Raw genomic sequence first — 10,987 nt, 5'->3', positions numbered from 1 at the left:
AGGGCTTATCCTACAAGTTTTGTTTCGAACTGCAAATTCATTCGTATCTAGTTTTCAGGTGATCAAACATCTGGATTAAGCTGCATGTCCTTTCTGAGGATTGATATTTTCTCGCAGCGATTTCGAGAAGCGTAAGCTTCGAAAAATCACGTTTGGTGGCGATAGCGGAGGGGTTCCACACGTACCCATCCCGAACACGACCGTTAAGCCCTCCAGCGCCGATGGTACTTGGACCGCAGGGTCCTGGGAGAGTAGGACGTCGCCAAGCAGTTATTCTGAAATACATGTGGACATACTTTTTGTACTCATGTTTTACAGATCGCTTTGTAACATAAGCACTTATATTCCCTGATAGCTCAGTTGGTAGAGCACTCGACTGTTAATCGAGTTGTCACAGGTTCGAGTCCTGTTCGGGGAGCCATATAAGGCCCGTTGGTCAAGCGGTTAAGACACCTCCCTTTCACGGAGGTAACAGGGGTTCGATTCCCCTACGGGTCACCATGTTTATTCTCTTACACATACGGAGGCTTAGCTCAGCTGGGAGAGCATCTGCCTTACAAGCAGAGGGTCGGGGGTTCGATCCCCTCAGCCTCCACCATTTAAATTTAATATGCTTAGTAATGACGCGGGGTGGAGCAGCCCGGTAGCTCGTCGGGCTCATAACCCGAAGGCCGCAGGTTCAAATCCTGCCCCCGCAACCAATTATATTCCCTAAGGAATATGTAACTGTGGAACCGTGGTGTAGTTGGCCTAACATGCCTGCCTGTCACGCAGGAGATCGCGGGTTCGAATCCCGTCGGTTCCGCCATTTTCAACAAATTTGAGTCATTAGCTCAGTCGGTNNTGTGCGCGTGTGGCGGAATTGGCAGACGCACTAGACTTAGGATCTAGCGTTTCACGACGTGGGGGTTCAAGTCCCTCCACGCGCACCATATGTTTGCGGACGTGGCTCAGCGGTAGAGCATCGCCTTGCCAAGGCGAGGGTCGCGGGTTCGATTCCCGTCGTCCGCTCCATTTTTATTATATTTGCGCCCTTAGCTCAGCTGGATAGAGCGTTTGACTACGAATCAAAAGGCCAGGAGTTCGAATCTCTTAGGGCGCACCATTTTTAATTTAGTAAGTACATATGCGCCGGTGTGGCGGAACTGGCAGACGCGCACGACTCAAAATCGTGAGGGAAACCGTGGGGGTTCGAGTCCCTTCACCGGCATACATCGGGACGTAGCTCAGCTTGGTAGAGCACCTGGTTTGGGTCCAGGGGGTCGCATGTTCAAATCGTGTCGTCCCGATAAATTTAAAGACCATCGAAGTTATTCGATGGTCTTTTTGCTGTATAAATCTAGCACTCCCCGGTCACAATAAAGAAAAGAAAGCAGATAGAAGGGGATCAAAGTGAATGCTTCTAAACTAAAGAAACAGATAAAAAAGAATTGGAAACAATGGAAACGACGTACGGGAACAACAGCATTGTGTGTGATCGTAGTTGGAATGGCGTGGTGGGGATTACATCTTTCTGAAAAAGTTCAATCTTTATTGAATGAAAAACCTCAAATTGCTGTAGAGACGTTACAGTATTTACAAAATAGTTCGTTTGAGGAGGAATCGAAAGAGGATCGATATTTTTTACAAATGTTAAATGACTCTGATGTTGATTATAGGGTTATTTTTCAGAAAAATTATGTATGTGGTCAGGAAGAACAAGTTCTCGGACAAATGCGTTCTGATCACATTAGTGAACTGATTCATAAGAATCCTACTTGGACTGGGCATCTTGATCTTAACGGGGATGTGTGGTTAGTAGAATCGATCTCAGATTTATCTCCTGTTTGTAAACAGAAGGCATACATGAGTATGGATGCGGATGGGAATCTTACTATGTATGAAGGTCCACCTCAAAAGGAAAAAGTATTAAAAACTTTTTTTCAACTTGATATCAATTCCATGGAATCGACACTCCCTGAAGGGGTACTAAAAGAATTATATGATGGTATTCGAATACAGGACATTGATGAGTATAACAGTGTCATATCTACCTTTAGTGATTATGCACGAGAACATAGTGAGAACGTTATGAAGAGAACCAATTAAGTTCAAATTGAAATATATAAAAACAAATCCTTCTAGCGATCTAGAAGGATTTGTTTTGTTTTACAGTATATAAAGTTATACGTTGACCGTCCAGTGAAGTGTATCCGGGATCAATCCGGTTTGAATACCAGTAATGGTATCATAAAGCTTCTGTGAAAGTTGACCGATATCACCTTGATTAACGATCATTTGATGATTATCCCAGAATAGTTCACCTACAGGAGAAATGACTGCAGCCGTCCCAGTTCCAAAAACCTCTTCTAAAGTATTGTTCTTGGATGCTTCATACACTTCTTCTATCGAAATCTGGCGTTCCTCAACAGAAATTCCCCAATTGCATAATAGTTCCATAATAGAATCTCGTGTTACACCGGCTAAAATACTTCCGTTAAGATGTGGTGTGATGACTTTGCCATCAATTTTGAAGAATATATTCATGCTGCCAACTTCCTCGATATATTTCTTCTCTATAGCATCTAGCCAAAGCACTTGAGAGTACCCTGCCTCCTTTGCTTCGGTCTGAGCTTTGATACTAGCAGCGTAATTCCCTGCTGCTTTAGCAGTTCCCAGCCCACCACGAACTGCACGTGTGTAGGAAGTTTCTACATTGATCTTAACAGGTTCTAAACCTTCACTATAATAAGCGCCGACAGGCGACAAAATAACGATGAGTTGATAAGTGTGGGAGGCGCGTACACCTAGGCATGCTTCAGTTGCAATAATAAAAGGTCGAATATATAAAGAAGTACCTTTTCCAGAAGGAATCCATTCTTTATCTACATTAACTAATGATTGAATGGCATGGATAATGAAATCACCATCGATCTCTGGAATTTCAAGACGTCTGTTGGATTGGTTGAACCGTTCCATGTTTTTATTAGGTCTGAACAAAAGGATTTGCTCATCCTTTGCTAAGAATGCTTTCATGCCCTCGAAAACGGCTTGACCGTAGTGTAACACCATTGCCGCAGGATCTAATACTAAAGGAGCATAAGGCACAATACGAGGGTCATGCCACCCTTGTTCTAAATTGTAGTCAAGTAGAAACATATGGTCTGTAAAATGTTGTCCGAACAGTAGATTACTTTCATCTGGTTTGTCTTTACGGATTTCTCTGTGCTGAATTCTAATTTCTTCCATGGTCATAATCCTCCTGTGTCTTGAATGAAATATATTATCTTAATTATAAAGAATAAAAAATCAATTGGTCAATCCAATTATACCATTAAAATAATAGTTAATATTTAATGGATTATAGACGATGCTCATGGAATTAGTATGTATTTATTGTAACAAGATTAATTTAGAAAAAATTTGTGTCACTGGTATAATTTAATAGATAGATGGTAGATTTTGTCTGATATTGTAAGGGAAAATCCGATTCCCACATCAAATAATACCCTTATTTTTCTAGTTTTTATAATAAATTGTTTAAATATAATCGAATGATGTATATGTTTCTTTACATAGAAAGTATATAAATAGCCTTGAAAAATCAATTTGATGTAATATATTATAACATAACGCGTTGAAAAAGATCGATGATTTCGCTTACATTAGAGTATTTTATCCCTATTATAGATGAAACTTAACCTTGCGAGAATAGAATGCGCTTTCTATAATAAGAAGTGTAAAAGAAATCAATATATATAGGGAGGGTCAAAAAAGATGAAAAAGAGTATTACAATGATTTTGTCTTTGATTTTCGTTACCTCAGCAGTACTAACTGGTTGTGGAGGCAACAATAATGCTGCTACTAAGGAAAAAGTAGCCCCAGCCCCAGAAGTGAAAACAGAAGAGAAAGTTAGCGAAGAGCCGTTCGAAATGACAATTCGCCATACACAGATAGGTGCGGATAAAGAGAAACGTTTCGCTATCCTTCAAGATGTTGTGAAAACGGTTCAAGCAGATGTACCTGGTCTGACTTTCAAACTTGATGGAGTAGATTCAGACGTGAACCGTAAAGAAAAACTTCGCGGTGAGATGGCTGCTGGTAGTACTCCTGAAATTTTTGAACTTTTCGGAAGCCCAGACTCCAGAATCTATGCTAAAGAGAGCAAATTGCTTGATTTGACACCGATTCTTGCAGAACTAGGTATTCAAGACAAGTTCTCTAACCTTGATCCTTTCACGTATGAAGGTAAAGTCTATGGATTGCCAATCGGTGGTTCAGGTGAAGGTTTCTTCTACAATAAAGGTTACTATGAAAGTAAAGGCTGGAAAGCTCCAACAACATTTGCTGAGTTAGATAAACAACTTGCTGATATCAAAGCTGATGGTAAAGTTCCAATGGCTGGTGCTTCTAAAGCTGGGTGGGTACCTCTAATGCTTGCTAACCACTTGTGGTCTCGTTTTGCAGGTCCAGACGTTACTAACAAGTTCGCTACTGGCGAAGCTAAATGGACTGACGCTAACGTAGTTCAAGGTTTTGCTAAGTACAAAGAGTGGGTAGACAAAGGATATTTCAAAAAAGGCGAACTTGGCTTTGAATATGCAGAGTACACTACTCAATTCACAAGCGGTGAAGCTATCCTTATGTATGACGGAACTTGGAAATCTTCCGTATTCAAAGCTGGTCAATCCGGTGAAGGTTTGATTGGTAAAGTTGGATTCTTCAATCTTCCTGCAGTTGAAGGTGGAGCAGGAGATCAAACTGCACTTATGCGCGATGTAAACAATGGTTACGGGTTCTCCGCTGCTGTTGCAAATGATCCTCGTCAATTAGCTGCTGTTACATCATTCATTAAAAACTTCTATAATGAACAAATGCAATTGCGTGGACTTGTAGAAGACGGCGTTCTTCCTTCCATGAAGATTGATCAAGCTAAGCTTAATGAAAACATTACTGATGGTTTGATGAGCGAAATTGTTGCAGTTCTTAACGCTTCCCAATCTTCATTCCCTGCATTTGACTCACTAGTTCAAGCAGATGTTACAACAGAAATCAGTAACATCCAGATTCAAAGTTTGATCGGTGGTCAAACAACTCCTGAAAAAATGGGAGCAGCATTACAAAAAGTACAAGATGAAGCAAACGCAGCAGTGGAATAAGGAGCAGTAAATTGAATGTGCCCTGGTTCTTTGATCCAGGGTACATTTTTAAAATCTCCTGTCAAACACATCCGCTGATGTCCAACAATCGGAGGTAGTCATGAACAAAGCACTGAAAAACCCTTTGGCCTTTACCCTATTTGTTTTACCGGCACTAATTCTGTTTCTGATGTTCTTTATTTATCCCATTTTTAGTTCTATATACTATAGCTTAACCAGCTGGAACGGTGTTTCGGATACGGTTAAGTTCGCGGGTCTTACCAATTTCAAAAAAGCGCTTGGAGATGAGCGTTTCTGGATATCAGCTAAAAACAACGGGATGTTCATTTTATTCTCCGTTTTTATACAAGTTCCTATGATTGTAATATTCTCTCTATTGATTGCTAATGTTAAAAAACTGAAGGGTCTGTATAAGACTGCGGTATTTATGCCTTCGATTATGTCTACGGCAGTTATCGGAATTCTTTGGGGCTTTATCTATGAGCCAAACATTGGTCTACTGAATAAGATTATCGGACTAGTCGGTATAGAGCCAATTTACTGGTTATCTGATGAAAGATTTGCAATGATCTCCATACTGCTCACGAACGCATGGCAGTGGACTGGATTTTATATTGTAATGGTGTTGGCAGCGATTCTATCAATTCCTGGTGAATTGAATGAAGCGGCGATGATCGACGGTGCTACCGGAGTTCAGCGTGCCACCAAAATTACACTTCCACTTATAATGCCGATTATTACCGTGGTTATCATGTTGTCCATAGCAGGTGCAATGAAAGCAGCTGATATTGTCATCGTCATGACGAAAGGTGGACCAGCTGGTACTACCGAAGTTATGGCCACGTACATGATTAAATATGCAATCACCAACTTTAAATATGGGTACGGCAATGCAATAGCCGTTCTAATCTTTATGTTTACGCTGTTGGTTACGGCTCTTTATCAGCTGTTGGTTGCCAGACGTAACGAAAGGATTGAATACTGATGCTTCGTACCTTCAAAAAGTGTGTCCCACATGCAATATTGTTATCATATCTGCTCGTTATTCTCTTTCCTTTTCTGTTTGTTTTGTTCTCATCAGTTAAGAAAGATAACCTTGAAATTGCCTTGAATCCTTTTGGGATTCCAAAAGAATTTGTCTTCGATAATTATATTGAAGCTTGGGTAAATGCCAAAATCAGCACATACTTCTTCAACAGTTTGTATATAGCTGTTTTGGCATCAATAGTGACCATTTTGCTAGGTTCAATGTTTGCATTCGCAGTAACTCGTATGCGTCAAGGCAAATGGAACGGAATTCTTTTCTCCTTGGTTCTAATAGGGATGCTTATTCCTAATAACGCACTTATGCTTCCTATTTACACAATAGTGCGTAAGATGGGAATACTAAATACACACTGGGCATTGATTATTCCTTATATTGCCAATGCAATTCCATTTACGGTGATCATTTTGGCAGCCTTTATGCGTATTCTTCCAAGAGAAATTGAAGAAGCAGCAGTAATGGATGGCTTGAATGCTCCAGGTATATTTGCTAGAATTATTATACCTTTAACAGTTCCTGCAATGGTTACAGTATTTATTGTTAATTTCCTGGGGAATTGGAACGAGTTCCTACTTGCCAACTATTTCCTATCAAACGATGAACTGCGTACACTTCCGGTGGGAATGGTTCAGTTCCGTGACCAGTACCAGATGAACTATGCACAAATGTCTGCAGGTATCGTCTACAGTGTGTTACCTGTTGTAATAATTTATGCATTCCTTCAGGAAAAGATTATCGAAGGATTAACAGCTGGAAGCGTAAAAGGATAACGTTTTCTTTAGAGTTAGGAGCTTCAGCCCATGAATTTACGCTATAAATTGTTTGCAGCATTTTTGGGCCTAATAATCATCCCATTGTTTATTCTTGGGATGATTATGTTCTTTGTAACTTATAATTCAATTGAGAAGAAATACAGCCAACAGTCAGAGTATTCTCTCAAAGCAATTAGTTACAGCATTTCAAATGTATTTAATGAGATGAATAACTTGACAGACAACGGAATTGCTACCTCGGTATTTCATATGGCACTCAGTGCAGATGATCCTACTAATCAGGATCTGACGGATAGCGAGCAGCTAAGTCTAAATGCCAGTCAACGTAATTTCCGGAATCTACTTTTTAATCACCCTTCAATCAGTTACGCTTTTTTGTACAATTTCAATGGAAAAGGTGGATCTGAAATCGTATCTATTTTTAGTAAGGAGAATTTCAGTACCCTTCCCTATGATAAATTCAAAGAGAGTGATATGTATCATGAAGTTTTGAGTATGAATGGTGTGCCAAAGTGGGTGGCTCCTCACGAATATCCTGAATTGACGGGGACTGAACCTGTTTTTACACAAATCCGGCTTGTGAAAGAGTTAAGTTTCTTTCAGAATATCGGTATTCTCGTAGTGCAGATCAAAAACTGGGAGTTCGAATCGATATTTCGTAACCTGAAAGTTGGGGATAGCAGTCAAAAGGTTTCTTTTATGCTCGTGAATGATAATGGTATGATTTTGTTCGATCCGGACACAGGACGCAACGGCCAATATTTGCAATCGTTCACATCGAAAGAAATGACCTTCAAGAAAGGCTTCCAAAGTTTCAAAACTCAGTTTGAAGGTGAGAAGAGTATTGTCTCCATGTACCATCTGAAGGATTATCCATGGAGCCTTGTATCCGTAACGTCATGGGATTCATTATCTCGGGAGGTTACCATTTTTGCTAGATGGTTCGTTTTTGTTATTTTTATCTGCTTTTTGGCGGCACTAATCTTTAATCTGTTCTTTATGAACCGGATTACCGGCGAAATAGCGGTTATTGTACGATTTATGCGCCGTGTGGAGGGCGGGGATCTAGGTAGCCGAATGGAGGAAAAGGGTAACGATGAACTGACATTGCTGGCTAAGGGTTATAATGATCTTATGGATAAAATTAATAATTTGTTTAATCGAATTCATCTTGAGCAGCGGCGAAAGACTCAGGCAGAAATGCGTGTTCTTCAAGCTCAGATCAAACCGCACTTTTTGTTTAATACCCTGGAATCAATCAACGTTCTAGCTGTGCAGAATGAAGGGCGAAAGGTAAGCGAAATGGTTTATAGACTCGCCAGTATTTTGCGTATTACCATTCAGGATCGAGATGAAATCACGCTTGAGGAAGAAATCAAACATCTTCGTGACTATCTAGATATTCAAAAATTTCGTTTTGAGGATTTATTCGATTACGAGATTGATATTCCAGAGGATTTACATGTATGTGGAATTTTGAAGCTTACTCTTCAGCCACTTGTGGAGAATAGTATTCAGCATGGGTTTGAGGGTATTACTTACAAAGGTAAGCTGATTATTAGAGGCTGGGAGGAACGGGGTAATCTGATTCTAAGGATTGAAGATAACGGAATTGGTATGAGCTCGTCCCAGTTGTCCATGTTTCAGTATATGGTAAGTGAGAATGTTACCAATAGTGGAGAACATGGTCAGAATGAAGATACGCAAGCGCAAAGCCGGGTTCATCTGGAACGAAGAGGCCTAGGAGTCCGAAGTGTAGCTGATCGTATCCGTATTGAATACGGCTTCAGACATGGGATTTTTATTTGTTCAAGCCAGGATAGCGGAACAATTATTCAATGTGTCATACCTAAATACGAGCAGGGGGAAGATCACAATGCTAAAAGTATTATTGGTTGACGATGAGGCACCTATTCTCAACAACTTGAACAGAGTGCTTCCGTGGCAAGAAATGGGAATGACTGTTGCTGGCATGGCACGGAGTGGTATGGAGGCTCTTCGTATTGCGGAGGAGGAACGCCCTGACCTCGTGCTGTGTGATATTCGGATGCCTGTGATGGACGGATTGACTTTTGTCGGGAAATTACGTGAGATGGGTCTGAACAGCGAGGTGCTGTTGATCACCGGGTATCAGGAATTTGATTACGCACGTGAAGCAATACGACTCGGCGTGAAGGATTACATATGTAAACCGATTCATTACGAGGAATTGGGAAATAAGATCAGGGATATCGGAGTGCAGATTCGAAGTAAACAATTCAAGGATAAATTGTATAATACCATTCCTCTTTTTCAAGAGGTTCCGACCGAAGAGAATGAGACTATCAAGAAAACAACGGAGCAGCTTATGAATACTGCTGTTCAGTATATTACTGAACGTCTAAATTCGGATATTGGTATCGAAGAGATGGCCCAAAAGCTTGGAATTAGTTGTAGTTACTTTTGCTTGTTGTTTAAGAATCGTTTCTCCATGACTTTTGTGGAATATGTGACGCTTCAGCGAATGACTGCAGCCAAGTTCATGCTGGCTAACAGCGATAAAAGTATCTCGACTATCGGATCTGGTGTGGGTTATCAGGAACGACGCTATTTTACAAAGGTGTTCCAGAAGCAGACAGGTATGTCGCCGAAAGAATACAGAGATCATAACCGGACGGATGTTGTTCGTTGAGGTATTCGTCACTGCGGAAATAGATATAGTTAAATAATAATACTTCTCGTTCTCAATCTGAGACCGCAGAGACGATTATCCTGTGTTAATGGATAACCGTCTCTTTTTTATGGAATCCAAAGAGAGACATAGAGGGATTACTAGCAATCATAGACTTAACTAAGAGTTTTTCATATAATAAAGAGACGAATACATATGTTCGCTTTATGATGAGGGAGAGATTGATTTTGCGCATTTTAGGAATTGACCCGGGTATTGCTATTGTCGGATTTGGTATTGTAGACAAAGAGGGAAGCAAAATCATACCGGTTCAATATGGAAGTATTCAGACGGAAGCTCATACGCCAGAAGAAGATCGATTGTTACATGTGTACGAAGGTATGGTACAGTTGATAGATAAATATAAACCTGATACGGTTGCATTCGAGAAGCTATTCTTTAATCGAAATGTGACAACTGCGATGACCGTAAGTCAAGCACGTGGTGTGATGATTCTAGCTGCAGTGCAAAAAGGACTTCCAATTGGAGAGTATACGCCGTTACAGGTGAAGCAGGCTGTTGTCGGATATGGTAAGGCAGAAAAAAAGCAGGTTCAGGAAATGGTACGTATTTACTTGCGCTTGAAAGAAGTTCCTAAACCAGATGATGTTGCGGATGCCTTAGCTGTGGCCATATGCCATGCGCATTCATATACTTTAAATTCAATGTTAAATGAGGTATTGCGGAAATGATTGATTTCTTAACAGGGCCTGTGGTTCATTTGGAAAATGATTATGTAGTATTAGATGTTCGTGGTGTGGGTTACCGTGTGTTCTGTCCCAATCCTTATGCTTTTGCAAAAGCTGAAGGTGAAGTTACTATTTATATCCATTATCATGTGCGTGAAGATGCGATATTATTGTTTGGTTTCCCTACACGTGATGAACAGAAACTATTCCGTAAGCTAATTGAGGTTTCTGGAATTGGTCCCAAAGTGGCTCTTGGAATATTAAGTGGTGGCAATCCTGATCTTGTTGTTTCGGCAATCTATCAAGAGAATATTACGTTCTTAACTAAGCTCCCGGGTATTGGAAAGAAAACAGCGCAAAGAATGATTCTTGACTTGAAGGACAAGTTGGATGGTTTCGGTGAAGGTGTGATATTAGGAGGTTTGTTCACGGTCCCGGAACCTCAAGAGGGAGATGGATCTTCTTGGTCTGAGGCAAGGGAAGGCTTGAAGGCCTTAGGTTATACAGAAACAGAGCTTGACGGTGTATGGTTGAAAATTAAAGATGATGTCTCATATGAAGACACGATAGACGTCTTGATGAAGCGGGCGCTCAAACTGCTCTATGCGGGCTAAGGAAGAGGAGCGATAGT

At 40.6% G+C, this 10,987-nt stretch carries 9 protein-coding genes, 10 tRNA genes and 1 rRNA gene; 19 read left to right on the top strand and 1 reads right to left on the bottom strand.

The window, feature by feature from the left end; all coding sequences use genetic code 11:
* The first annotated feature begins 151 nt into the window (after window positions 1-151).
* The 12 genes from rrf (at window position 152) to PGLA_RS25225 (ending at window position 2,088) form a co-directional block, all read left to right on the top strand.
* Window positions 152-268 (top strand): 5S ribosomal RNA (rrf, locus tag PGLA_RS25280).
* 77 nt (window positions 269-345) lie between these two features.
* Window positions 346-421 (top strand) — tRNA-Asn (locus PGLA_RS25275).
* A 5-nt stretch (window positions 422-426) separates the two neighbouring features.
* Window positions 427-501: transfer RNA gene (locus PGLA_RS25270), tRNA-Glu, on the top strand.
* Window positions 502-522: 21 nt separating this feature from the next.
* Window positions 523-598, top strand: a tRNA-Val gene (locus PGLA_RS25265).
* Window positions 599-624: 26 nt separating this feature from the next.
* Window positions 625-701 (top strand) — tRNA-Met (locus PGLA_RS25260).
* Window positions 702-730: 29 nt separating this feature from the next.
* Window positions 731-808: transfer RNA gene (locus PGLA_RS25255), tRNA-Asp, on the top strand.
* A gap of 39 nt (window positions 809-847) precedes the next feature.
* Window positions 848-932 (top strand) — tRNA-Leu (locus PGLA_RS25250).
* 7 nt (window positions 933-939) lie between these two features.
* Window positions 940-1,014, top strand: a tRNA-Gly gene (locus PGLA_RS25245).
* A 14-nt stretch (window positions 1,015-1,028) separates the two neighbouring features.
* Window positions 1,029-1,105, top strand: a tRNA-Arg gene (locus tag PGLA_RS25240).
* Window positions 1,106-1,130: 25 nt separating this feature from the next.
* Window positions 1,131-1,210: transfer RNA gene (locus tag PGLA_RS25235), tRNA-Leu, on the top strand.
* 5 nt (window positions 1,211-1,215) lie between these two features.
* Window positions 1,216-1,289 (top strand) — tRNA-Pro (locus PGLA_RS25230).
* A 103-nt stretch (window positions 1,290-1,392) separates the two neighbouring features.
* On the top strand, window positions 1,393-2,088 hold the full coding sequence (locus PGLA_RS25225) for a BofC C-terminal domain-containing protein (RefSeq protein ID WP_068537944.1): 696 nt from the start codon (window positions 1,393-1,395) through the stop codon (window positions 2,086-2,088).
* 75 nt (window positions 2,089-2,163) lie between these two features.
* On the opposite strand, the gene PGLA_RS25220 is transcribed toward PGLA_RS25225, so the two are convergent.
* Window positions 2,164-3,234, bottom strand: a complete 1,071-nt coding sequence (locus tag PGLA_RS25220; RefSeq protein ID WP_068537943.1) for a branched-chain amino acid aminotransferase — start codon at window positions 3,232-3,234, stop codon at window positions 2,164-2,166.
* Window positions 3,235-3,756: 522 nt separating this feature from the next.
* Between PGLA_RS25220 and PGLA_RS25215 the strand changes: the two genes are divergently transcribed.
* The 7 genes from PGLA_RS25215 to ruvA all read left to right on the top strand — a co-directional run bounded on the left by PGLA_RS25215 (window position 3,757) and on the right by ruvA (window position 10,970).
* Entirely contained in the window at window positions 3,757-5,139 is a 1,383-nt protein-coding gene (locus PGLA_RS25215) for an ABC transporter substrate-binding protein (RefSeq protein ID WP_068537942.1), read from the top strand.
* Between the two features lie 100 nt (window positions 5,140-5,239).
* Window positions 5,240-6,124 carry a carbohydrate ABC transporter permease gene (locus PGLA_RS25210; RefSeq protein ID WP_068537941.1) on the top strand — a complete coding sequence of 295 codons (885 nt, stop codon included), beginning with the start codon at window positions 5,240-5,242 and terminating at the stop codon, window positions 6,122-6,124.
* Window positions 6,124-6,954, top strand: a complete 831-nt coding sequence (locus PGLA_RS25205) for a carbohydrate ABC transporter permease (protein WP_068537940.1) — start codon at window positions 6,124-6,126, stop codon at window positions 6,952-6,954. The genes PGLA_RS25210 and PGLA_RS25205 overlap by 1 nt, the downstream gene beginning before the upstream one ends.
* Before the next feature lie 30 nt (window positions 6,955-6,984).
* Window positions 6,985-8,856: a cache domain-containing sensor histidine kinase gene (locus PGLA_RS25200; RefSeq protein WP_068537939.1), complete on the top strand. Its 1,872-nt coding sequence runs from the start codon at window positions 6,985-6,987 to the stop codon at window positions 8,854-8,856.
* Complete coding sequence (locus PGLA_RS25195) at window positions 8,834-9,628, top strand: response regulator transcription factor (protein ID WP_068537938.1); 795 nt, start codon at window positions 8,834-8,836, stop codon at window positions 9,626-9,628. The genes PGLA_RS25200 and PGLA_RS25195 overlap by 23 nt, the downstream gene beginning before the upstream one ends.
* Window positions 9,629-9,855: 227 nt before the next feature.
* The gene (gene ruvC / locus PGLA_RS25190) at window positions 9,856-10,359 is read left to right on the top strand and encodes a crossover junction endodeoxyribonuclease RuvC (protein WP_068537937.1); all 504 of its coding nucleotides are present in this window, start codon (window positions 9,856-9,858) and stop codon (window positions 10,357-10,359) included.
* Window positions 10,356-10,970, top strand: coding sequence for a Holliday junction branch migration protein RuvA (ruvA, locus tag PGLA_RS25185; protein WP_068537936.1), 615 nt, complete (start codon window positions 10,356-10,358; stop codon window positions 10,968-10,970). The genes ruvC and ruvA overlap by 4 nt, the downstream gene beginning before the upstream one ends.
* Window positions 10,971-10,987: the final 17 nt, after the last annotated feature.

It is taken from the genome of Paenibacillus glacialis, from assembly GCF_001637205.1.
Lineage (GTDB): Bacteria > Bacillota > Bacilli > Paenibacillales > Paenibacillaceae > Paenibacillus_AQ > Paenibacillus_AQ glacialis.
The sequence above is the reverse complement of the archived record's forward strand: the minus strand, read 5'-3'. Positions and strand labels throughout refer to the sequence as shown.

What these genes read in the sequence shown, in the direction of transcription:
- PGLA_RS25195 (WP_068537938.1), top strand. Translation starts at nt 8,834, where the DNA reads ATGCTAAAAGTATTATTGGTTGACGATGAGGCACCTATTCTCAACAAC.
- PGLA_RS25215 (WP_068537942.1), top strand. Translation starts at nt 3,757, where the DNA reads ATGAAAAAGAGTATTACAATGATTTTGTCTTTGATTTTCGTTACCTCA.
- PGLA_RS25205 (WP_068537940.1), top strand. Translation starts at nt 6,124, where the DNA reads ATGCTTCGTACCTTCAAAAAGTGTGTCCCACATGCAATATTGTTATCA.
- PGLA_RS25200 (WP_068537939.1), top strand. Translation starts at nt 6,985, where the DNA reads ATGAATTTACGCTATAAATTGTTTGCAGCATTTTTGGGCCTAATAATC.
- PGLA_RS25220 (WP_068537943.1), bottom strand. Translation starts at nt 3,234, where the DNA reads ATGACCATGGAAGAAATTAGAATTCAGCACAGAGAAATCCGTAAAGAC.
- PGLA_RS25210 (WP_068537941.1), top strand. Translation starts at nt 5,240, where the DNA reads ATGAACAAAGCACTGAAAAACCCTTTGGCCTTTACCCTATTTGTTTTA.
- ruvA (WP_068537936.1), top strand. Translation starts at nt 10,356, where the DNA reads ATGATTGATTTCTTAACAGGGCCTGTGGTTCATTTGGAAAATGATTAT.